Origin of the sequence: Sphingobacterium sp. N143, from assembly GCF_030325625.1 — a bacterium.
Lineage (GTDB): Bacteria > Bacteroidota > Bacteroidia > Sphingobacteriales > Sphingobacteriaceae > Sphingobacterium.
Window position 1 is genome coordinate 751,659 of the sequence record NZ_JACAIS010000001.1, and the last position, 24,037, is coordinate 775,695.

Below are 24,037 nucleotides of genomic sequence, written 5' to 3' on the forward strand. Positions count from 1 at the left end.
GATTAGCCAGATAGGATACACTTGTTTATCCCTATTTTGTTATGCTGAATAGGATGTCTTTTTACAGAAGGAGTATCGCCCTAAAACCGCGGGCAGCATAATAGGAAATCGCACCATTGTGATAGACAAAAATATGATCATAGCGGCGGTCACAGAATAGGGCGCCCCCCAATTTACGTATAGAGTCTGGCGTCTGTATCCAGCTGGAGGTTTTCAGGTCGAACTTACCCAATGTCTGCAGGTACCGATATTGCTCTTCCGACAAGATTTCAACACCCATCTGTTTGGCCAAGGTCATGGCATTGCCTTCGGGTTTATGATCTTTTCTCGTATCCCAAGCTTGTTGATCAAAACACAGACTTCTTCTTCCTTTGGGACTTTCTTCAGAACAGTCAACAAAAAAATAGTGCTGAGTGTTCGCATCGAAGCCAATGACATCGGGCTCTCCATCACTTATTTCCATTTGCTGTAAGCTCCATAATTTCGCTGGATTCTCTTCCAATTTAATTCGGATCTTTTCCCATGTCAATCCCTTATGCCTGGAGGTATTTGCCTCAAATCTTGCCTTTAAAGTATTCAATAGGACTGTTTGTTCCGTAGTTGAAAGTGACTGTTTCATAGTTGGTTTTAATTTCTGTATAGCTAAAATACGGAATAAAAATAAAACTGTTTATAAGGGATTTGTATAGACAATTGAATTACTTAGCTCAAAATTGAATTAAATTTATATTTTTATGGTCAAATTTTAAAGGTTATATGGCTTCAGGGATATTTGCAATTTTAGATGACATTGCGGCACTCATGGATGATGTTGCGGTCGCTAGTAAAATAGCGACCAAGAAAACGGCTGGCATCTTGGGAGATGATCTGGCAGTAAATGCAGAAAAAGCGACGGGGTTTTTAGCATCCCGGGAATTACCCGTATTATGGGCTATTACCAAGGGATCATTGCTAAATAAGCTGATCATTGTGCCCATTGCGTTATTATTGAACGTTTTTTTTCCCATTGCTATTAAATATATCCTTATCCTGGGTGGATTTTACTTGGCATTTGAAGGAGTAGAAAAAATTATAGAGTATTTATTTCATCGTAAACATCAAGAGGGGGAAAGTAAGGTGGAGGAAGTAATAGAAGAGAATACCAAGGAGGCTGAAAAAGCAAAAATTAAGTCTGCGATTACCACAGATTTTATCCTTTCAGTGGAGATCGTTATCATTGCTTTGGGCACGGTACTCGATAAAAGCCTCACATTACAGATCATTACGGTCTGTGTAGTTGCTTTTGTTGCTACAGTAGGTGTGTATGGTATTGTTGCGTTAATCGTTAGAATGGATGATGCAGGTTACCGATTGATCAAAAGCTCCAATGAAAAAGGACCTATTGCTACTTTGGGAAAGCTCCTGGTACGGGCCTTACCATTTATTATCAAACTATTGGCGGTCGTGGGAACGATTGCTTTAATCTTGGTATCTGGCGGCATTTTTTCGCATTATATTGATTTTCTACATCATGCTCTTTCCAATTTCCCGGCTATAGTGAAAGAATTATTGTTTGGTCTGGCCGGCGGCCTTATCGCAGTATTGCTTTTTACCGTAGGGAAGAAATTATTTGGCAGAAAAAAGACAGTAAGCCCAGGCCACTGATTTTTCCAGTGCACATACAAAAAGGGGCAGTATATCGTACTGCCCCTTTTCATTATAGTGAACAATAGGTTAAATTTCTTCTGCAGTTGCGTCCAAGGCTGCATCTAATTCAATTTTTTCACCTTTGGTGTTGATCAGCATAACGTCATCTGAACCTGCTAACGTAACAGAAGCAAGTCCGTCACTAAATGCTGTTGCCCCACTGTAAATCAATGGTATTGCAATTTGCCCTAGCCCGTTCAAATAGCCATACTTACCATCTTTGCTGGCCAGGAAAAGATCGGGTTCCTCGGTCAATGAAATAAAATCGTAAGCGGGCGTGACGGCTTTATTCGTTTTTATATCCACCAAATTGTATTTGTCGTCTTCAATACTGATGAAGTGTGTTGCATTATTCTCTGAAATATAGCTATAATTTGCTGGAATAACGACCTGTCCCGATTGGTTCAATAGACCATATTTCTCCTTTAGCTGAAAGACAGCATGACCGCCATTCATGAACGAGATCATATCGTAATTTGCTGGAATATGGATTTTTCCTGTTTTGTCCAAAATACCATACTTTTCATTCAAGCCAAATACAAATTGTGCGCTATGATCATCGTAGTTTAGATAGTCGTATTTGATCGGAATGATGCTATTTCCGGATAAGTTGATGGCGCCATACTTTTCATTGGAGTCTTGTACAATACTTAAATCACCCACAAATGGCGCAATATAAGAATATTCCGCCGGGAGAATAATTTTTTTGGTACCATCTTCCAGTCCCACTAGGCCTGTGGTTGTATCTTCAAATAAGTAGAGATTTTCTGCGAGCTGATTGCTGTCCGCTGAATCTTGCTCCTCCGCATAGATGGATTCTACCTGTTCGTATTCCTGAGGAATAATAAAATCGTTGTCATTCAGCTCACTGTCGAGGACACTTTGTGCCACGATATCCACGCCAAGTGGTGTGGAGATTTGTAATACTGCCCCAGGAATTTTCTTAAAGATATCAAATCCCTCCCAATAGATCACCGGTAGTTGGTCACTATACCAGATGGAGAGCGTGGTATTACCTTCCATATCTTCCATATCCGGAATCTCAATCTGCGCCAGCTGACAAGAGTAACCGGCAATTTCTTTTGTTTTTCCAGGAACCAAATTTATTGAGTAGGAGGTTGGCTCCTCATCTTTAACCGTGTACTTTGCCAGACTTGGATAAAGGACCATCGATTTATCTGCATTCTTTTCCGCCAAAAAGATAGACTCTTGCCCTTCGGTAGAAGAAATAACTTTTATTTTTTCGTTATTGACATAAGCTTCATATAAAGAGACTGGAGTCTCTTGTTCAGTGCCGGTTTCCTGGTTGGCGAATACGATGGAATAATTGATTTTGAACGCCTTGTTAATTTGTCCAAAAGATGCTGAACTGACAGCCATTAAGACTGCTAATGATAAGAATGTTTTTTTCATCAGATTAATTTATTGTCTAACCCATTTACAGAAAGATGCCCATGCCCTTGTCAGCAGTTGCATTTCACTGTAAAGTTCGATAAACAAAGATGCCAATTCACAATGGGGTCTTATATCCCTGAAATCCGTTATTTCAATCGATGAAAGCTTTTTTCTGTCGTTCTGTGTCTATATGTCAGTCGATGGAGAGTTGATACTTATAGAGTAGCCCGGCCAATTGTTCTTGTCCAAATTTACTTTTTTTCATGCGGTTGCTTTCCGGGTCAATCTGGATATGGATTGATGTACGGAAATCGCAGGCCTCAAGATTGCTTTGCTCAAATCGTGCATGCAGCAAATTACAATCAGTAAAATCTGCTTGATGAAGATTCGCCCGCTCAAAATCCACATGCTGCATTGAACAATGCCCAAATTTAGTCTGCTTTAAATTTCGTTCAAAAAATGAAGAGTAATCTAATACAGTGTGATATGCCTCTATGTAAAATGAAAATGAATTGCATTCGTTAAACTGTACACCCAACATCTTACAGTCGTAAAAAGACACATGATCCAGTTGGGTGCCTTTCAGTGTAATGTTTGATAAATTACACGTTTTAAATACACAATCGATGAAAATTAGGTCCACTAACGCGGCATTTTGAAAATCACAATGCTCAAATGTACATTTATAAAACTCCTTAATGGATTGAAGTTCATGATTGAAAGTCATTTTGGATATGGTCTGCTCTACAAGTTCTTCCATGTTATGTGATGTAAATAGCGATAGATTAAAAGCGAAAATACACTTTTATCCTTTACTGTGAAGCTTATTTGTGGAAGTGGATGAGTTTGGGGATGCGCTATGAGCAAAGGATATAAAAATGGCTGATTTCAGGGAGGGGGATGCTTGGTCTGGACAGTTACTTTTGTGTAGCCATAGAAAATACAGCTGGGAAAGCTATAGGACAACATTGTACAATGGAACTCTGGTAGGTTTTATATAGGTTGACAAAGGGCACCATATGGTGCCCTTTGTATTGATCCGTCGATTGGATGCGGCTAATTGTTTTTCAGGTATTGCCGTAATACATATTGTAGTATACCGTCATTTTTAAAATATTCGATTTCAATTGCTGAATCAAAGCGGGCTTTCACTTGGAACGTTGTGGTTTTCCCATTTTGGTGTACGGCTTTCACTTGAAGAAGTTTGTGCGGTGTGAGATTCTCTGCCAGCCCGGTGATGCTGTAAACCTCAGTTCCATCAAGACCTAGTTTTTCTGCATTTTCTCCATTGACAAAGACCAATGGAGCGACACCCATTCCAACAAGATTACTGCGGTGGATGCGCTCGAAACTCTCGGCAATAACGGCCCTTATCCCAAGTAAAAAGGTTCCCTTGGCTGCCCAGTCCCTGGAAGAACCTGAACCATATTCTTTGCCCGCTAACACGACCAGGGGGGTACTTGACTTCCGGTATTCCATGGCTGTATCATATACTGTTTTTACCTCATTTGTCGGAAAGTATCGACTAAAACCACCTTCTCTATCGGTGATTTTATTTTTGATGCGGACATTTGCAAAAGTACCCCGCATCATGACTTCATGATTGCCACGTCGGGAGCCATAAGAGTTGAAGTCTTGCTTATTGACCTGATGTGACAAAAGATATTGTCCCGCAGCAGTATCTTCCCGAAATGATCCAGCAGGCGAGATATGGTCCGTAGTCACTGAATCACCGAGGAAAAGTAAAACACGTGCATCTCGGATGTCCTGAACAGGGCGGGGGACAGCCTGCAGATTCTCGAAAAATGGAGATTCCTTAATATAGGTGGATGTACTGTCCCATTGATAATTTTGGTCTAGGTTAACCTCAAGCTCTTGCCAATCGGTAGATCCTTCAAAAATAACATTATATACCTCCTGAAAATCCGATTGCTTGACACAGTCATTGACCGTTTTGATGATTTCCTCACGGCTGGGCCATATATCCTTTAAATAAACTGGTTGTCCATTTGGATCATAATCCAAGGGGTCTTCCAGCAAATTTATGTCAACCCTGCCCACAAGTGCATAGGCTACAACCAGCATGGGGGACATTAAGAAATTCATTTTCACCTGCGGATGTACACGGGCTTCAAAGTTCCTGTTGCCTGATAAAACAGAGGCTACGATCAATTCGCCTTTTTCCACGGCTTCAGCGATCTGTGGTGGAAGTGGACCCGAATTGCCGATACAGGAAGTACATCCGTAGCCAACCGTATGAAATCGGAGCGCATCGAGATCTGTATGGAGCCCCGATCTTTCGAGGTACTGTGTGACGACTTTTGAGCCTGGAGCCAACGAGGTTTTTACCCATGACTTGGTGCGCAAGCCACGTTCGACTGCATTTCTGGCCAATAAGCCTGCGCCGATCATTACTGTAGGATTTGAAGTATTGGTACAGCTGGTTATGGCAGCTATCGCAATACTACCATCACTGACAATATATTCTTTATGGTTATGTTTGACCCGCACCGCATGGATGGACTCGGTGACGACTTCATGTGGGGCGGCGTGTTCAATGGGTACCTTTCCAAAAGTGAATTCCGTTCCGGAACCACCGTCGGCCAGCCAGGCCGACTCCGACCGTTGTAGTAGGGGGACATATTGTCTGTGGTGTTCACTGTCAAGTAATTGGGAGAATTTCTGATTGAGGTCCCTCACCAAAATTTTATCCTGAGGACGTTTTGGACCCGAAACTGTAGGCTCTAATGTCGACAGATCAAATTCAACCACATCGGAGTAGATGATGTCTTCCTTTCCGGTGCGCCAGAGGAGGTTGCGCTTGCAATATTCTTCTACAATTTTGATCTGTTCATCCGTTCTATTGGTACTGTGCATGTACTCCAATGTACGGTCATCTATGGGGAAATAGGTGACTGTACAGCCAAATTCAGGCGACATATTGGATATCGTGGCGCGATCGGTAACCGATAAGGTATCGAGACCATCGCCAAAGACTTCAACAAATTTGCCTACCACGCCTTTGTCACGGAGTATTTTAGTAATGGAGAGGACCATGTCTGTTGCCGTGCATATATCTGGGATTTTGCCTGTAAGCTTAAGTCCAATCACCTCCGGGCAAGTAAAGAAAATAGGCTGTCCCAGCATGGCAGCTTCAGCTTCGATACCACCGACACCCCAGCCCAATACGCCGATACCGTTGACCATCGGCGTGTGGGAGTCTGTGCCTACTAAAGAATCCGGAAATAACCAGTTGTCCCGTTCAATGACTCCTTTGGCTAAATATTCTAAATTTACCTGATGACAAATGCCCATCCCCGGTGGCACAACAGTGAAATTTTCCAATCCTTTCTGAGCCCATTTGAGCAGTTCATAACGTTCGCGATTGCGTTCATATTCCAATTCAACGTTTCTGTCATATGAATATTCGGTTCCAAAATAATCGACCTGTACCGAGTGGTCAATGACCAAATCCACAGGAATAGCAGGATTTATTTTTTGTCCATCTTTACCATGCCGGATAAATTCTGCCCGTAAGGAAGCCATATCCACAACTGCCGGTACCCCGGTGAAGTCCTGCATAAGGATCCGTGCCGGTTTGAATGGAATATCCTTATCTACAGGTTGGGGAGACCAATGGATGAGCGTGTCCAGGTGCTCATCAGTGATGCTAAATCCATCATGGTTGCGTAATACATTCTCCAATAGAATCCGGATACTAAAAGGGAGCTGGTTTATCGTTCCTTCAGGTAGATCTTTTATCGAACTAAACTGATAAACTTTCCCATTGATTTCAATTTCCTGGATTGATTTTTCCTTGCTCATATTGATTTACTTATTTTTCATAGTATATAATAGTCATTGCTGTGAATTTGTTTGTAATAACTTTTACATAAACCAATTTCTTTTTCACCATGCCTTAACCCAAATACCCCGCTTTAGCTAGCTATGGGAGATATTTTTGTTAAAAACAGATCATTATTTACAATATAAGGTTACTTTCGGTAGCTTTAAACAATTCAAGTCAAGATCTGACGTTTATTAAAAGGTTGATAAGCATATGAAGAAATGGAAATGAAAAGTATAAGCCGGTTTATGAAAGCTTGCATGATGGTTCTGTCGTTATTTTTACCGGCATTGTGTCAGGCCAGTGATGGAGAACCGCTTGAAAAAACAGTCATGCTGCTGAAGAGTTATGATGTGAGTTTTAAGGACAGCAGGGGGAATGTGATCTCCTTAAGCCAACTCCGGGGGAAAGTTGTTCTGATTAACCTTTGGGCAACCTGGTGCCCACCCTGTTTAGCCGAAATGCCTTCTTTAGACAAATTATATAAGGATTTTCAAGGAAACAGTGGTATAATCTTTCTGTCAGTGGATATCGACGGCCGTACCCAGGCTGCGGAGAAGTTTTTAAAGAAAAGAAAATATAGTCTTCCTGTGTATCAACTCCATTCTGGCTTGCCCAGAGAACTGAGCACCCAAAGCATACCCACCACCATTATATTGGATAAAGCCGGAAAGCTGGTCAATAAACATGTGGGCGGAATGAATTTCGGTTCACCCAAGTTTCGAAAAGCATTACAACAATTAAGTGATGAATAAGATGTGCCGAAATAATGGTCCGAACTGATTGCAATATAATTGAGCTTTCATTTCGCATTTTTGCCTTTTTCTTGCTAATTTTGCATGCTAATTGTATAAGGAGAATTTATATATGCCAGTCAAACTTCCGAATAACCTGCCTGCCATCGAGCTTTTAAAAAAAGAGAATATCTTCGTTATGAGTGATCTTAGAGCCAATGAGCAGGACATTAGACCACTCCGTGTTTTGGTACTTAATCTTATGCCGCTTAAGATTACTACTGAAACCGACTTTATTCGGTTACTTTCAAACAATCCTTTACAGGTTGAGATGGAATTTCTCCGGCTGGAAACGCATGTCTCCAAGAATACTCCTGAAGAACACTTGGAGATGTTCTATAAGAGTTTGACCGAAGTCAAGGAAAACTTTTATGACGGCATGATTATCACCGGTGCTCCTGTGGAGATGGTGCGCTTTGAGGAAGTGACCTATTGGAATGAGATTCAGACGATTTTTGACTGGGCCAGAACACATGTAACATCCAGCTTATATATCTGTTGGGCATCGCAGGCAGCTTTATACCATTTTTATGGCGTGGAAAAGAAACCATTGGATGAAAAGCTTTTTGGTGTTTTCAAACATACAACATTAGATAAAAGACATCCTTTGTTTCGTGGATTTGACGATGAGTTCTTTATTCCACATAGCCGGCATACCACTATAGATAAGGAGGATCTGCTGGCAAAGGAGGGCATAGAAATCCTTTCCGAGTCTCCCGATGCCGGTATTGCTATTGTCTCTTCCCGTGGTGGCCGCGAGTTTTATCTTACGGGCCATTCCGAATATGCACCCTTGACTTTGGACGAGGAATATAAAAGGGACTTGGAGAAAGGACAGGCTATCGCCAAGCCGCTAAACTATTATGTGGACGATAATCCAGACAATAAACCCTTAGTGCGCTGGACAAGTCATGCAAATCTATTATTCAATAATTGGCTGAATTATTTTGTCTACCAGGAAACACCGTTTGATCTAAAAGATGTCGTTCATTTAGGTGAAATTAGGCAAAATAGCTAAAAAGAATCAGCAAGATCCCCTTGTACAGGCTACGCAGAAAATTTACTTCGTTCAAACAAAATACGATAGAATGATATTCTATCCATATAAAGAGGGGGAGAATATGAAAAAAATACCTTTATCATTTTGTTTGATTATTGTAACATCATTGTTGTATGCACAAGTACCAGTAGAGGAAAACCAGAAGCTCCGGGAGGCAAATGGCACATTGTGGTATGCCAATCCCTGGCTTTGGATAGGTGGAGTAGCTTTCTTTCTGATTGTTTTTATCCTTCTTCTACGTAAATCGACCCAAAACAAAACGCATACCTAAAGTTTCATTATTTTTTTAGTTGTTAACAAAATCATGTTTTGTATTACAGACAATCACAGAACTTTTCTTAAGTTTGTGAGGATAGGTAACAAACTAAAATTCTATATGAAAAGAAATATACTTTTAGCTGCTCTGCTGGCATGCGGCACGTTGTCCGGACATGCACAAACAAAAGTCATCAATGTCAACTACATGGACAAAAGCGTCCGCCCACAGGATGACTTTTATAATTTCGTGAATGGACAATGGATGAAGACAGTCAAAATTCCTTCGGATAAAGCCCGTTGGGGATCCTTTGACGAATTGCGTGAGAATACCGATGTTGCAACCCTAAAAGTGTTGCAGGAGTCCTTGTCCGGGCAGTTTGAAAAAGGGACCGATAATCAAAAGATCGGCGATCTGTACCGTTCATTTGTCGATATGAAAACACGGAACAAGTTAGGACTGTCGCCCGTACAACCTTATTTGACAAAAATTAATGCGATCAAGAATTTCGATGACCTTTATAATTATTTAGTCGACGTTGCACCCATTGGCGGAAATCCTTTCTTTGGTGGATATGTATATGCACATCTCAAAAACTCCAATGTCAATACAGTATATCTGGGTGGCGGAAGTTTGGGTTTAGGGCGTTCTTATTATCAGGTGAAAGATCAAAAGAATGAAGAAACGTTAAACGATTATTCAAACTATATTTCTGCTTTATATGCTAAATCCGGTCAACGTACAAGAGATTTAAAGGGCCCTAAAATTGTGGCCTTTGAAAAGGAAATGGCAGCCAATCTAAAGACTGTTGAGCAGTCACGTGATGCCAATGGAAGATATAACCCTGTGGCTGTAGCTGATCTGAAGAAGATGGTGAAAAACATTGATCTGGCTAAATACCTTCAGGCTGTTGGTTTCAAGGCAGATACTGTAATTGTTCCAGAACTGAAATATTATGAAAATTTGGACAAGGTGTTCAACCCACAGAACCTTCCTGTTATTAAAGACATATTAACGTTTCATATTTTAAATACGGCGGCATCATATACGACACAAGAGTTAAATGACCTGTCTTTTGATTTTTGGGGCCGTAAGCTAAAAGGACAGCAGGAGCAACGTGCACTGGATAAGCGCGGGGTGGAGTTTGTCAATTCCATTGCCGGAGAGCTTTTGGGGAAACTTTATGTAAAGGAGAATTTTCCGCCACAAGCTAAGGCCGAAGCGGAAGAACTGGTGCGTTATCTGGTCAAGGCATTTGGTCAGCACATTGAAGGGCTGACATGGATGTCTGCGGATACGAAAGTAAAGGCACTGGAGAAATTATCCAAATTTAAAGTTAAGATCGGTTATCCGGACAAATGGAAAGATTACAGCAAGCTTGATGTTGGTACATCCTTATATGATAATGTCTTGTCATCCAGCAAATGGGCCTTTTATGAAAATTTAGGCAAGCAAAATAAACCGGTCGATAAATCTGAATGGGGAATGACTCCACAGACTGTCAATGCCTATTATAGTCCATTATTTAATGAAATTGTTTTTCCAGCAGCCATATTGCAACCGCCATTCTATGATTATAAAGCAGATGCTGCCGTTAATTTCGGTGGAATAGGTGCTGTCATAGGGCATGAGCTTTCCCATGGCTTTGATGATCAGGGAGCCAAATATGATGGAAATGGTAACTTAAATAATTGGTGGACAGATGATGACAAAGCCAAATTTGAAGCAGCCGCAGATGCGCTCGTCAAACAATTTGAAGCCTATGAACCTGTTGAGGGCGTATTTGTCAATGGCCGTTTTACCTTGGGTGAAAATATTGGCGATCTAGGAGGTTCCTCCGTAGCCTTTGATGCTCTGCAGCTTTATTTGAAAGACAAGGGGAATCCTGGTTTGATCGACGGATTTACGCAAAACCAACGCTTTTTCCTTTCTTGGGCTACGATTTGGAGAACGAAGACGACTGATGAATTTGTGGTCAATCAGGTGAAAACTGATCCCCATTCGCCGGCACAATACCGGGCTTTTGCACCAATTATCAATTTGGATGCTTTTCATCAAGCTTGGGATACCAAAGACGGAGATAAAATGTTTGTTCCAATGGATAAGCGCATTAAGATCTGGTAAGGAGGATCCCGTTGGATGCTATTTTAAAAGAGCCCATTTTCTAAATGAAATGGGCTCTTTTGTTTGGCTTAGCGCATCCACTTTAAGACAAGATAAAATCCAAGTGCAGTAGCTGATAAGGTAAGTGCTGTGGCCCACCAAAGTGTGTTAAAGCCAAAGGAGTCAACGATGGAGGTTCCCAGTAAGGGTGAAAAGATATTTGCTGCCGAAAAGGCCAGGGAATTGAAGCCCATGTAGGCGCCCTGTGTTTTAGGGGTGGAACGATTGACTGATACTGTCGCCATAAAAGGCAACGTGAGCATTTCACCGAGTCCAAAGATCAGAAAAGTGAAATATAACCATCCCAGTCCGCCCATGTAATTCAGCATGGCATAGGAACTGGCACATAAAAATGTGCCGAATACCAAAGTATTGATCAATGAAAATCTCTTTTCCGCAATATGGACTACAAACATCTCCAACAGCACAATCACAAAACCGCTCCAGCCCAAAAGGAAGCCAATCTGGTGATCATCCAGATGATGGACCTCCCGATAAAATAGCGGTAAAGTGGTGATCAGCTGAAAAAAACAGAACGAAAAAATACAGCAGAATATATTGAACAGCACAAAGGGAACATCCGTATATGGATTTCTGCTTTGTCTGGCTAAATCATTCGTGGAAGCAATTTCTTTCTTGGCTTTGATATCTGTTCTTTTTTGTCGTTTGTGAAAAAAAACAAAGAAGATGACAGCTGCGGACAGTACGGCAAAAGAATTGCCGTAAAATATCCAGTTGAATGAAATGGTTGCTAAAAAGCCCGCAACTGCCGGACCGATTGAAAATCCCAGGTTGATGGCCAGCCGGTTTAGAGAAAAGGCTCTGGTGATGTTTTCAGGTTTGGCATAACTGGCCACAGAGACTGAATTTGCAGGCCTGAAAGCGTCGAAAATTAAGCTTAAGGTAAAGATCATGATCGACAGAGACTGAACCTCCTTAAAATAAGGGATTAATAAAAAAAGTGGTGCTGCCAGCACCAGACTGCCAAATTGCACTTTAAAGCTGCCGATCCGGTCGGTCAGCCAACCGCCGATATAAGAACCGCATACCGAACCAATTCCATAACTCATTAAGACAACCCCAATTTGTTTGATGTCAAAATGCAGCACCTGGGTCATGTACAGTCCTAAAAAAGGAATGACCATGCTACCCATTCTGTTTATCAACATCACGATAGCCAAGAGCCATGCTGCTTGGGAGAGACCCCGAAAGGAATCAAGGTATATGGATATAATTTTTTTCATGTAATAATATCGTATTAAAAGCAACGAAGCGATCCTGAGTCAGCTCCCGTATCTACGAGTGGGGCTCTTGAGCTCGTGATGGTTTCAAGTAATTTTAAGAAAAAAAAGCCAAATTGATTATCTTCAATTTGGCATCTATTATCAGGTAATAATCTTATGCCAACAAAGATTCTGCTATTGATGGGTTGACTTGATAGGTATAGGCGCTCATCTGTTTTTTACCAGATCCAGGCTCCATTATAAAATCAATCCGGCCAAGGTTGATCCCTGCAAAACCAACTTGGTTGATAATCGTCTGCGTACCCTTCAGATTTGTCACCAGTGTTGGTTCATTTAAAAAGGTGTGCGTATGACCACCGATGATTAAGTCAATATCAGCTGTTTTTGCTGCCAATACCAAATCGGAGACTTTATCATTTTCATACTGATACCCTAGATGTGATAAACAGATCACAAGGTCGCACCTGTGTTTTTCCTTCAGGACCTTAACGATCTTATTGGATACAGCGATCGGGTCCTGGTATTTCATTCCCCTGAAATTATTGGGGTCTACCAATCCTTCAATATCTACACCTAAGCCAAATACACCAATTTTGATTCCCCCTTTATGAAAGATGGTATAGTCCTGGGTCTTTCCTTCCAGCACAGTGCCTTTAAAATCATAATTTGCGGTCAGAAAAGGGAATTTGGCATGATCCAGGTATTTTACAAGTCCTTCCAGGCCATTATCAAATTCATGGTTTCCAAAGGTACCTGCATCATATCCAAGTTTTGTCATGAGGTCCAGTTCCAGCTTTCCACCAAAAAGGTTGAAATAAGGAGTTCCTTGGAACATATCACCGGCATCCAGCAACAATAGGTTAGCCTCCTCTTGGCGAATTTTGTTGATCAGTGTACTACGGCGGGCTACTCCGCCCAGGCCCTGATATTTACCGCCATCCATTGGAAATGGCTCAATGCGACTATGGACATCATTGGTATGCAAAATGGTCAGCTTCGTTTTTTTGCTCTTTGCATTGACCTGAAAAGGTAGGGTGCCTAAAGCAACGGCCCCAGAAAGCCCGCCCACTTGTTTGATAAACGTTCTCCGATTAATTGATCTTAATTCTTCCATCTAATTCCGCATTTACTGGTTTACCTGCTTTCGTTAATTCATTCACATATGCTATTAATCCTTCGCGCATGCGCTGCGGATAGTTGACTCTTGACACAGCCCGTGTCAATAAAGTCAGATTATCACCGCCATTGGCAAGATAATCGTAGGTTGCTAGCTTATACAACTTATTGTCATCGATGGGCTGCCCTTTGATTTTGATATCTTGTGCCTTGCTGCCCATGATCGTTAGGGTCATTCCCGCAATAGGCTGGCCATGTGTCATGGCAATATAGTCGGCCAATTGTCGTATCTGACTGCCTTTTAATTCAATGATCGTTAAGGAATTTTCAAAAGGCATGACTTCAAAAATATGCCCAACCGTAATGTTGCCGGCCTTGAGGTCGTTTCGGATGCCACCTTTGGTTGCAAAGGCCAGATCTGCGGGATTATGGGCCGAATGCTCGCTCATCCACAATAGGGCCTCACAAAAGAAATTACCCATCAAAGTTTCTGCCGTCTTCTCTTTGGTAAGCGCTTTTTCCGCATGTCCTATCACACGGTTCATCTCGGCCTCCATTTTTTGTTTAAAAGGCTCGTAAATTGACACAACAGCCGGGTCTGCCTGTATGGCATCACTCATATGGTATTGCTTGAAGTCTTTTTGCGTAGGATAGAGCTGTTTCGAACAACCTGTGAATATCAGCAGTGAAGCAAGCCCAATACTACCTATAAAGGTAATTTGCTTTGATATATTCATTATTTTAGTTTAACCAAATATTGTGACAAAGTTAGCCAATTATACACGAAGAAATCTTATTCATGACATGCAAATTTTCATAAAAAGATAAAAACAGCAAAAGCTTAACATATCATGTTAAGCCTTGCCCATATAATTAGAAAAATAACAACCTAATGAACCAATTCTGCCTCCGGCATACCGTCAATACGATCCTGCTTATGATCTGTTGTAACAGTCGTGTTGCCCTTATCCATGACTTTTTTACTTTTATTCCTAGCTGACAATTTAGTGCGATAAGCTTTCCAGTTCATCAATAAAACGGAGACTAGAATAACCGCCAGGCCTACTATCTGTAGCTGAGTAACAGCATGGGAAGTGAAAAAATGGCTTAATATTAATGCAATGATCGGGTTTACATAAGCATACGTGCTCACCTCCATTGCCGGGCGGACCTGCAACAACCAGATGTAGGAGCTGAAGGCAAGAATAGAACCAAAGGTGATCAGATAGCCCAGGTTGAACCAGTCTACTGCTGCTACACTATTTAATGTAAATGAAGCGTATTCACCGGTAAAGAGAGCCGTTATGTTAAACAGAATTCCTGCCGTAACCATTTGCCATGCTGTTTTGACCATAACATGAAGATCCTCTTTCTCGTCTTTCTCCGATCTCTTGAAATATTTGGATGCTAATGAACCGACAGTCCAGGAGATGGAGCCTAATACCAAGATACATAAGGCAATAACCTTTAGGTTTCCGTTTGTGTTATCATCTGATGCCAGGATCTGCTCTGCAAATAACATCACGACACCAAAAAATCCAAGGATAACCCCCGCTACGGTTGTCATGCTGCTGAAGTTCTCTTTCCATTTTGGTTTGTCCAAGAGAATGAACCATATTGCAGCAGCAGCGGCAATAATCGCTGCAATTCCACCTGAAACATATTGTTCGGCCCAGATGACACCGGCCATATCGATGAAAAGCAATAAAAAACCAACAAAAGCGGCCTCGAGAATAGAACGCTTATTGAACAGTTTGTATCCCTTAAGTGCACAATACAGCATTAATATTGCACTTGCGGTCACAAACCGGAATGAACCCAATATAAATGGAGGGAAACTATGCAGTGCTTTTTCGATAAAGAAAAAAGTCGACCCCCAAACTACATAAATAATGAAATAGGCAATAACGACCATTAATGGGCTTGCAGCCTTTTTTTGTCCTTGCAACATGATTAAACCTCCTTTCTTTTATTCAGGTATGACTACCTGTTGATCTTCTTTTACCGTCTGAAGAACGATCGTTGTGCGTGTTGAAATAATACCTTCAACTTTGCTCAGCGTATTGCGCATCAAATCGACCAGGCCACTGGAATCAGCTGTCCTTACTTTGATAAGATATCCGTCATCGCCGGCAATATCATGAACTTCTTGTACCTCAGGTATTTCGGCGAGGGCTAAACCCACACCCTGTTCGCCAATAATATCATTGGCTTTGATAAAAATAAATGATAAAAGTTTCTGATCGACAGCCGCTGGATTAATCTTGGCACTATACTTTAAGATAACATCTTTCTGTTCCAATTTTTTTACGCGCTCAAGTATCGCGGAAGGGGCCATGCCCAATTCTCTTGCAATATCAGCGTTATTAATACGGCCATTATCCTGCATTAAACGCAGGATTTTGTAGTCCACCTGATCTAAATTATATTCTACTTTTGTCATTTCGAGTGCAAAGGTAGGTAAAAAAGTATAATATTCAAAATTATAGATGTATTTATGAATATAATTCTGAATATACAGGAGTTGTTATGAATATTATTCGATATTTTTTTCTGAAAAGCTGTGCCGATAGTTGTATTCCATTGAATAGGAGCGGATTGCAGAATGAGTCATCAAAAGTTTACTCAACAATTGTACCTATTTCTTAATTTAAAAATAATATTTCGGGTAGATAAGATGACCATTAGACCGATCAGACAACCGACACATACACATCCAAATCGATCTAATGCTGCAAAATAAGAACGGCTTTCCTGTTCATGTAGGTAGACGATGATCAGGGCGACCATAGATGTACGTGCCACTGCCATTATATTTAATGCTTTGCAGATGATTAAGGATGATACGATGCCAATGATCATGGCGTGGAGCTGCGAAATAGGCACAAAGTATAGGCTAAGTCCTATGGCCGAACCAATAAAATTGGATTTTGCGCGGTCGATCGCGATTTTCTTGGACTCATTTTCCTGTGGCGAAATGACCAGAATAATAGAGATCAATGTCCATGATACGGAGTACTCGGGAAAGGTTATGAATAGCATATAGCCCAACAAGAAACCGATTAGCACACGTAGGGTATAGATGGTAAAATCAGAATGTAACGTGTATCGAAGGAAAAGACTGCGCATAACAGAAGAAGATGTATGAATAATGAAAAGAGCTGATGTTGCAAAAATACATGCAATCCCTGAGACACGAAAAAAAAATTAAGTTTTATCGCAATTTTGTTTTTGCGTTTTTATGCATGTTGTTTTTTGGAATTGTGTATTTCTTGCAAATAGTCTTTTTCTCGAGCGGAAATTTAACTAAATTTGTATTCTACTTTAAATGTAAATTCAGTGAAAGATCAGAATCAATTCGCCTTATTGGCATCCCGGCTAAAGGGGGAGCTGTATTATTCGGATGAAGCGTCGCATCAAACCATGCTGCTTGCTTATTCAACAGATGCTTCCGTGTATCAAGAAAAGCCATTGGCGGTAGCTATCCCAGCTGATATCAACGACATCAAGCATTTAATTGATTTTGTACGGGATAATCAAACTACGCTGATCCCGCGGACCGCAGGAACTTCTTTGGCCGGACAGGTGGTTGGCAATGGGATTATCATGGATATTTCCCGGCACTTTAATGGTATCCTGGAGTTGAATGTTGAAGAAAAATGGGTGCGTGTGCAGCCCGGCATTATCCGGGATGATCTAAATAATTATCTCAAACCATTTGGCCTGATGTTTGGCCCCGAAACATCTACTGCCAGTCGTGCCATGATTGGCGGTATGATAGGCAACAATTCGTCGGGGCTACATTCCATTGTTTGGGGAGATACGCGCCAGAACCTGCTCGCCGCCAACGTGCTGTTGGACGACAAGTCCGAAGTTACCTTCGAAACGCTTGATGAGGCCGCTTATTTTAAAAAATTGAGACAAGCCGACCGTGAAGGAGATATTTATCGTCATATAAATGACCTGCTGACTAATCCCCAGCATTTGAAAGATATTGAACGTGGCTTTCCAAAACGTTCCATCACTAGACGAAATACCGGCTATGCTTTGGATATGCTGGCCGATCAGAGCCAGCCGTTCAATATGTGTAAGCTGCTGGCAGGTTCGGAAGGTACATTGGCCATCGTGACTGAGGCCAAGCTCCACCTGATGGAGCTGCCGCCGAAAGAACTTGGCCTGTTATGTGTTCATTTTGCTGATATGGTTGAATGTATGCATGGCAATGTGGTGGCATTAAAGCACAGGCCCGAAGCTTCTGAGCTAGTGGACAAATATATTATGGATTTTACGGTTGGACATCCTACCTACCAATACAACCGTTTTTTTATTGAAGGAGACCCCCAGGCATTACTGATCGTTGAGTTTAGGGGGCAGACCGCTGCTGAGGCTGAATCAAAAGCCATGGCTCTGAAGGCTGAGCTGATGGAAAGAGGTTTAGGGTATGCCTATCCTTATATTACAGGGATGGAGCAGACCAATCTAGTGTGGGATGTCAGAAAAGCTGGTTTGGGCCTTATCCGTAACCTTCCCGGTGATAGCCAGCCTGTCAATCTTATCGAGGACTGTGCTGTTTCGCCCGAGGACCTTCCGGCTTATGTGATGGATATTCAAAAATTGCTGGCTGAAGAAGGGGTTCATGCTTCATATTATGCACATGCAGGGGCAGGGGAGCTGCACATCGAGCCTTTTGTCAATTTAAAAACAGCAACAGGTAAGCGCACATTCCGCTCCATCCTTGAAAAAACAAGTGATCTTGTTCTAAAATATAATGGATCATTAAGTGGGGAGCATGGAGATGGACGGCTAAGAGGCGAGTTTATTGGAAAGGTTTTGGGCGCAGAGGTGTACAGGCTCCTCAGGCAGGTAAAATCAATCTTTGACCCGCAGGGGGTCTTTAATGCAAATAAAATTGTCGATACGCCACCAATGGATGCGCATTTGCGCTACGACAATGATGAAAACAGAACGGATATCACGACCTATTTTGACTTTTCTAAAGATGAATCCATTTTGCGTATGGCAGAAAGGTGTTCAGGTTCAGGAGACTGTCGGAAGACTGAAATTACCGGCGGAACAATGTGTCCTTCTTTCATGGCTACCCGTGATGAAAAAGATACGACCCGCGCACGGGCCAATATGCTGCGTCAATTTTTGACCAATTCCACCAAAAAGAACCGCTTTGATCATCAGGAGATCAAAGAAGTGATGGATCTTTGTTTAAGTTGTAAAGGCTGTAAGACCGAATGTCCTTCAAGTGTGGATGTAGCCAAAATGAAGGCCGAATTTTTACAACATTATTATGATGAGCATGGTGCTGGCTTTCGCGCAAAATTAATAGCCAATTTTACGGATTCGCAGAAGCTGGGTTCTCTTGTGGCACCCTTGTACAATTTTGTGGTAAAAAATAATTTCTTGTCTACTTTAGTGAAAAAGACGGTCGGGTTTTCTCCCAAGCGCTCACTTCCAACTGTTCATGGAACGACACTGAGCCAATGGGTAAAGAAACAGCGGGCAACCGCTACGGCCAAACGGAAAGTTTACCTTTTCGCTGACGAATTTACAGAATACAATGATACTGAAATCGGGATCAAGGCCGTTAAGCTTTTGACGGCATTGGGATATGAGGTCATCATCCCGAAACATGTGCAAAGTGGCCGTACCTATCTTTCCAAAGGGTTCGTTAAAGAAGCCAAGAAGATCGCCAATCAGAATGTTGATTATTTAAAAGATCTTATTACAGCTGATACACCCTTGTTGGGAATTGAGCCATCAGCCATTATTACGTTTAGGGACGAATACTTAAGTTTGGTGGACAGAAGTCTTCAGCATGACGCTCAGCGCATTGCAAAACACGCACTCATGATCGATGAATTCTTATTGCAAGAAATTGAGTCTGGGCATATCCACCGCGAACAGTTTACAGCTGCTGAGCGAAAGATTAAATTACATGGGCATTGCTATCAAAAGGCATTTCACCTGGTGACAGTAACTGAACAGGTGCTATCCTTTCCGGCGAATTATAGCGTGGAGGTCATTCCATCGGGCTGCTGTGGTATGGCAGGGTCATTTGGGTACGAGTCAGAGCATTATGATCTTTCCATGAAGGTGGCTGAGCTCGTTTTATTACCCACTGTACGTAAGACGGATACCCATACCCTGATCGCTGCGGCTGGCACCTCCTGCAGACACCAGATCAAGGACGGCGCGGCACGCGTAGCCCATCATCCCGTGGAAATTCTATACGAGGCTTTATTGAAATAAAATAAAAACATTGGGAATAGTTGTTTGTTATCAGTAATAATAGTAATATTACTAAGCGCAATATTTGAATGATTACTGATAATAAACAATGTTCAATATGTACAAATTCCAATCTATAGCTCTTCTTGCAACAGCCACTATGGTAATGGCTAGCTGCGGAAACTCCAATCAGAAGAAAACTGATGGACGTGATACGGCGACAGCAAATACAATCGAGCGGGTAAGAATCGAAAAACTATCCAATGGCACACCCGGACCTGAAAAAAAGAGCTTCTTCCTGCGTATAACGGATGAGGTTAAAACGGATTCAAGTCGTATTTATACCGCCAAAGCATTATATAATCAGGATACAGTAGGGGCCAAATTTGAGATCATTGATTTTATTCCCGCTGGTATCATAGATGGGCAACCGAGTGAAGATGTAGGCTTTACTAAAGGAAAAATTAAGATTTCGTCGACAGGTACCCAGTCCAATAATCTGGTCAAAGCTCTAGGCGAGCTGTTTGAGACACCAACTACTGATACGTTTACAAAAGAAACGATTCTGCCAAACGTATTTTCATCCAACAAGTCAAATGTCGATTTATCCAAGAAAACGGCCTATAGCTTTAAGCTTTTCTTAGACAATAAAAAAGCTGAGCCGGCAGAACTATTTTTTAATGTGGATACTTACAAACATTCTATCGAATTTTCGGAAAAAGATGCCTCCTTCCGTGCGGGCTTCTTGTCGGCACTGACGGGAAAGTAGAGCTAGACATAAAATAAAAATCAACGATAAAAAGGTTGGGAAAACAGCTGTTTTCCCAACCTTTTTTATTGAGAACCTGCTTCATGGACTATCTTTAGTTAGCAATCGATTTAATCGTGTTATATGACCATTCCCGGTCGTTCCACGAAAAAGATAACATCAGGTTTTGGTTAATGCTTGGAAATAAGTTAATTTTGTGCTAATAAATTTAGTTTTTTTTATGATGAGACGCTCGGGAACGGCAGATCTTCCCCTACATTATGGTAAGGTACCGGCTTGGCTTTATGAGCGTATGAGTACTTTGGGAAGATCCATTGTGGAGGTCATTCTTATGGATTATGGAAAAGATGAGGTGCTGCGCCGATTGGCTGATCCTTTCTGGTTTCAGAGCTTTGGTGCTGTTCTGGGGATGGATTGGCATTCGTCTGGCATCACGACCGCTGTTATGGGGGCATTAAAACGTGCTATAAATCCTCAGGCCAGTTCATTCGGACTTTATGTATGTGGCGGTAAGGGCAAATTTTCAAAGGAGACCCCGCAGGAGTTGGTTCAGTTGGCCCACCGTACCGGATTGGATGGGGACAAGTTGGTTCGGACCAGCAAGCTCGTTGCAAAGGTGGATAATACGGCCATACAAGATGGCTATCAGCTGTACCTTCATAATTTTATCGTTGCCGACAATGGCCACTGGGCTGTTGTTCAGCAGGGTATGCACGATGATGACGGAACAGCACGTCGGTATCATTGGCACTCGGAGCAGATCCGATCTTTTATTGAAGAACCCCATACCGGTATCAATGGTCGTTCGCAGGGGGTCATTCTGAATTTGACAGCATCAGGAGCAGCGCCCAACAGGTATGGTATTATGGAAATTATTCAAGAAGATACCCCAAAGATCGTACAGGATGTTGCACGGCTCATGATGCCCTCGCACCATGATGTAAGGGCGGCGGATGTTGATTTAAAAAGACTGGGAGCGATGTTATATATCGCCCGTGAAAGTCAGCCGCAGGATTTTGAGGATCTATTATTGTTAAAAGGGATGGGGCCCCGGACATTGCAGTCATTGGCTCTAGTCAGTGAGATCATACATGGGGCCCCGGCACGATTTAAGGATCCTGCCCGATTTTCATTTGCACATGGCGGAAAAGATGGACATCCCTTTCCGGTACCGCTAAAGATTTATGATCAAAGTATCCAGATCTTGCAGAAAGGAATAAGGCAATCAAAGCTAGGGAATAGCGACAAGGTAAAATCCATTCATAAACTTCATCAAATCGTATTGGAAGCAGAGGCGAACTTTAACCCGCAGTTCGATATTCAGCAAGTGATCGAACAGGAACGGCGAGACTCATGGAAATACAAGGGCAGGACAGTCTATGGTGAAGCAAAGCCGCCTAAAGCAGGCCAGCAAGGTAAGCAATTATCACTTTTTGAGTAAATATAGCCCGATTGTAATCATTTAGTTAAATTGTGTTAAACATCTTTAAAATTATATATACGCCAGTATATTTGCTTCCAAATGAAAGTGGTCATTACAATGGTATGTTTTATATGTTTCCTCTTACTCAGGAGCGGAAACAGCCATATCGTGCTCAATGAATCTGATCGTCCCACGGTCAGCCTGAGGCATCAGTATAATGACGCTTCGCTAAAGGAAAAGGTTGTTCCGGCCGGGGAGGCACATCTGGGAGGAGGCTGGAAATATGCTGTTTGTTGAATGGACTTCGCTAGCCGGGGTCTTGTTTTAAACCAACAGCGTCTCCGGGATCAATCCGGAAACGCTGTTGGTTGGAAAAGCAATCGTCTATTTCAGCAATTCCAAATGCGTACTTATGCCGATCCTGTTCCAGGCGTTGATGGTGACAATCGCAATAATGATCTGCGCAATCTGCTTTTCATCAAAAAACTGTTTTGCTTTTTGATACGTCTCTTCCGTCAAACCCTGCTGATGGATTAGCGTGATTTCTTCCGTCATTTCCAATAAAACCTGCTCTTCAGCTGTATATAGCTCAGTCTCGCGCCAGGCATTCAGCAAGAATATACGTTGTGGTGTTTCTCCGTATTTCAGTGCATCTTTCGTATGCATGTCCAAACAAAAGGCGCAACCATTGATTTGGGAAGCTCTTATTTTGATCAATTCCTTTTGTATTGGGGTCAGGAAAATACCCGCAAGATAGGTTTCCAGTCCCAACATTGCCTTATAAGCTGTTGCATCTACTTTTGCAATATTTAAACGTGCTGCCATAATGATATATTTTTTTGATGATACAAAGTTGTGAGAATGACCGGATAATAAACTTAAACTGGTTTAAGAAAGCAGATATTCGCTATGTTCTGTTCTCCGGATGTTATTCTAGTTCGGTATATTCAATTATAGTAGGGATAACAATTGTAAAGATAAACAAGCAAGTCATTAATAAAATAGACTCAGGTTCCTGGATTGGACCAGATCCAAAATCATATGATAGCCAGCAAGTGAATTGCCATGCTGGTCCAGGGCAGGGCTAAATGCAGCTATTCCGATTTGACCGGGCACACTTACGGTAATTCCTCCTCCCACACCAGATTTACTTGGTAGCCCTACCGTCCGCGCATATTCTCCGCTGAATTCATACATTCCGGCAATCAACATCTGCGACAAAATAAGCTGTGACAAGCTCGTATTCTGATATTGTTTATTGCCGTCATAACGGACACAATGATTGGCAAAAAAGAATCCTATCTTAGCCAGATCTTCAACCGTAATTTCTATAGAGCATTGTTTGAAATAATTATTGAGCTTTTCTTCTCCGTCGCCTATAATTAAGCCATTGTTGCGCATCAGATAAAACATCCCTCTATTCCGATGTCCTGTTTCTCTTTCCGAATTGTATACAGCATGACTATAATTTATATCCGGATTTTTCGTAATGAAACGGATCATATTCAGTATTTTGGCGAATGGTTCTTCACCTTTTCCTTTAATTAGTGCTGTCGTTAAGATTGCGCCCGCATTCATCATCGGGTTTAGCGGTTTGCCCATGGTCTCCAGGTTGGCAAAATGATTGAAAGGTTTGTCTGTACCGAAATAGCCCATTTTATCGAAAACATTCTCTTCTCCATGCTCTTGCACCGCAATCATCAGGGCAATTATCTTTGATATGCTCTGTATGGTAAACTTCTGTTGCACATCGCCGGCACTAACGACCGTGCCATCCCTGTTGACAACAGATAGACCAATAGCTTGTGCATTGACTTTACCCAGCTCTGGAATATAATCAGCCACTTTTCCCTGTTTGAAAAATGAGCTATTTTTTTGGAGAATACGGTTTAATGTTGCAGCATCTATGGCTGTGCTGTCTTTTACTGTCTGGGTACGTGTACCGAGCTGTGCGGAGCATACCGGTAAAGTTGCTGGACAGGTCAGGAGCAAGAAGCCCGTAATTAAATGATAAGTTTTGCGCATGTTATCGAATATGTTCAAG

General features: G+C 41.9%; 20 protein-coding genes. 8 read left to right on the top strand and 12 right to left on the bottom strand.

Translation table 11 applies throughout. The features are described from left to right. Positions 1 to 61: 61 nt before the first annotated feature. Entirely contained in the window at positions 62 to 619 is a 558-nt protein-coding gene (locus tag HX021_RS03280; protein ID WP_286588329.1) for a DUF4256 domain-containing protein, read from the bottom strand. 137 nt (positions 620 to 756) lie between these two features. Between HX021_RS03280 and HX021_RS03285 the strand changes: the two genes are divergently transcribed. Further along, positions 757 to 1,644: a DUF808 domain-containing protein gene (locus tag HX021_RS03285; RefSeq protein WP_286588330.1), complete on the top strand. Its 888-nt coding sequence runs from the start codon at positions 757 to 759 to the stop codon at positions 1,642 to 1,644. A gap of 69 nt (positions 1,645 to 1,713) precedes the next feature. Here the strand turns inward: HX021_RS03285 and HX021_RS03290 are convergent, their stop codons facing one another. The 3 genes from HX021_RS03290 to acnA form a co-directional block, all read right to left on the bottom strand. Then, the gene (locus HX021_RS03290; protein ID WP_286588331.1) at positions 1,714 to 3,099 is read right to left on the bottom strand and encodes a WG repeat-containing protein; all 1,386 of its coding nucleotides are present in this window, start codon (positions 3,097 to 3,099) and stop codon (positions 1,714 to 1,716) included. Positions 3,100 to 3,274: 175 nt separating this feature from the next. Next, positions 3,275 to 3,841, bottom strand: a complete 567-nt coding sequence (locus tag HX021_RS03295; protein ID WP_286588332.1) for a pentapeptide repeat-containing protein — start codon at positions 3,839 to 3,841, stop codon at positions 3,275 to 3,277. Positions 3,842 to 4,137: 296 nt separating this feature from the next. Beyond that, entirely contained in the window at positions 4,138 to 6,906 is a 2,769-nt protein-coding gene (acnA, locus tag HX021_RS03300) for an aconitate hydratase AcnA (RefSeq protein ID WP_286588334.1), read from the bottom strand. Between the two features lie 249 nt (positions 6,907 to 7,155). Between acnA and HX021_RS03305 the strand changes: the two genes are divergently transcribed. The 4 genes from HX021_RS03305 to HX021_RS03320 all read left to right on the top strand — a co-directional run bounded on the left by HX021_RS03305 (position 7,156) and on the right by HX021_RS03320 (position 11,162). Continuing rightward, on the top strand, positions 7,156 to 7,683 hold the full coding sequence (locus HX021_RS03305; RefSeq protein ID WP_286588336.1) for a TlpA family protein disulfide reductase: 528 nt from the start codon (positions 7,156 to 7,158) through the stop codon (positions 7,681 to 7,683). Positions 7,684 to 7,795: 112 nt separating this feature from the next. Continuing rightward, positions 7,796 to 8,740 (top strand): homoserine O-acetyltransferase MetA, encoded by a 945-nt coding sequence (gene metA, locus HX021_RS03310; protein WP_286588338.1) that lies wholly within the window; start codon positions 7,796 to 7,798, stop codon positions 8,738 to 8,740. A 103-nt stretch (positions 8,741 to 8,843) separates the two neighbouring features. Beyond that, the gene (locus tag HX021_RS03315; protein ID WP_286588339.1) at positions 8,844 to 9,053 is read left to right on the top strand and encodes a hypothetical protein; all 210 of its coding nucleotides are present in this window, start codon (positions 8,844 to 8,846) and stop codon (positions 9,051 to 9,053) included. A gap of 105 nt (positions 9,054 to 9,158) precedes the next feature. Further along, a complete protein-coding gene (locus HX021_RS03320; RefSeq protein ID WP_286588341.1) occupies positions 9,159 to 11,162 on the top strand; it encodes a M13 family metallopeptidase in 2,004 nt (667 codons plus the stop codon). A 68-nt stretch (positions 11,163 to 11,230) separates the two neighbouring features. Here HX021_RS03320 and HX021_RS03325 read toward each other — a convergent pair whose 3' ends face one another. From HX021_RS03325 to HX021_RS03350, 6 genes are all read right to left on the bottom strand, one after another. Beyond that, on the bottom strand, positions 11,231 to 12,445 hold the full coding sequence (locus HX021_RS03325) for an MFS transporter (RefSeq protein ID WP_286588342.1): 1,215 nt from the start codon (positions 12,443 to 12,445) through the stop codon (positions 11,231 to 11,233). 154 nt (positions 12,446 to 12,599) lie between these two features. Then, positions 12,600 to 13,559, bottom strand: a complete 960-nt coding sequence (locus tag HX021_RS03330; RefSeq protein ID WP_286588344.1) for a bifunctional metallophosphatase/5'-nucleotidase — start codon at positions 13,557 to 13,559, stop codon at positions 12,600 to 12,602. After that, entirely contained in the window at positions 13,537 to 14,298 is a 762-nt protein-coding gene (locus tag HX021_RS03335) for a 5'-nucleotidase C-terminal domain-containing protein (protein ID WP_286588346.1), read from the bottom strand. The genes HX021_RS03330 and HX021_RS03335 overlap by 23 nt, the downstream gene beginning before the upstream one ends. A gap of 152 nt (positions 14,299 to 14,450) precedes the next feature. Then, on the bottom strand, positions 14,451 to 15,512 hold the full coding sequence (locus tag HX021_RS03340) for an EamA family transporter (protein ID WP_286588348.1): 1,062 nt from the start codon (positions 15,510 to 15,512) through the stop codon (positions 14,451 to 14,453). Positions 15,513 to 15,530: 18 nt separating this feature from the next. Continuing rightward, positions 15,531 to 16,004: an Lrp/AsnC family transcriptional regulator gene (locus tag HX021_RS03345; RefSeq protein ID WP_286588350.1), complete on the bottom strand. Its 474-nt coding sequence runs from the start codon at positions 16,002 to 16,004 to the stop codon at positions 15,531 to 15,533. A gap of 182 nt (positions 16,005 to 16,186) precedes the next feature. Further along, positions 16,187 to 16,690: an FUSC family protein gene (locus HX021_RS03350; protein WP_286588351.1), complete on the bottom strand. Its 504-nt coding sequence runs from the start codon at positions 16,688 to 16,690 to the stop codon at positions 16,187 to 16,189. Between the two features lie 210 nt (positions 16,691 to 16,900). Between HX021_RS03350 and HX021_RS03355 the strand changes: the two genes are divergently transcribed. The 3 genes from HX021_RS03355 to HX021_RS03365 all read left to right on the top strand — a co-directional run bounded on the left by HX021_RS03355 (position 16,901) and on the right by HX021_RS03365 (position 22,011). After that, positions 16,901 to 19,822: an FAD-binding and (Fe-S)-binding domain-containing protein gene (locus tag HX021_RS03355; RefSeq protein ID WP_286588353.1), complete on the top strand. Its 2,922-nt coding sequence runs from the start codon at positions 16,901 to 16,903 to the stop codon at positions 19,820 to 19,822. 97 nt (positions 19,823 to 19,919) lie between these two features. Beyond that, complete coding sequence (locus tag HX021_RS03360; RefSeq protein ID WP_286588354.1) at positions 19,920 to 20,570, top strand: hypothetical protein; 651 nt, start codon at positions 19,920 to 19,922, stop codon at positions 20,568 to 20,570. A gap of 220 nt (positions 20,571 to 20,790) precedes the next feature. Further along, complete coding sequence (locus HX021_RS03365) at positions 20,791 to 22,011, top strand: DUF763 domain-containing protein (RefSeq protein ID WP_353621007.1); 1,221 nt, start codon at positions 20,791 to 20,793, stop codon at positions 22,009 to 22,011. 366 nt (positions 22,012 to 22,377) lie between these two features. Here HX021_RS03365 and HX021_RS03370 read toward each other — a convergent pair whose 3' ends face one another. Together HX021_RS03370 and glsA are read right to left on the bottom strand one after the other, a co-directional pair. Next, complete coding sequence (locus tag HX021_RS03370; RefSeq protein WP_286588355.1) at positions 22,378 to 22,818, bottom strand: carboxymuconolactone decarboxylase family protein; 441 nt, start codon at positions 22,816 to 22,818, stop codon at positions 22,378 to 22,380. Between the two features lie 168 nt (positions 22,819 to 22,986). Continuing rightward, positions 22,987 to 24,018, bottom strand: a complete 1,032-nt coding sequence (gene glsA, locus HX021_RS03375) for a glutaminase A (RefSeq protein WP_286588356.1) — start codon at positions 24,016 to 24,018, stop codon at positions 22,987 to 22,989. Between the last annotated feature and the right edge of the window lie 19 nt (positions 24,019 to 24,037).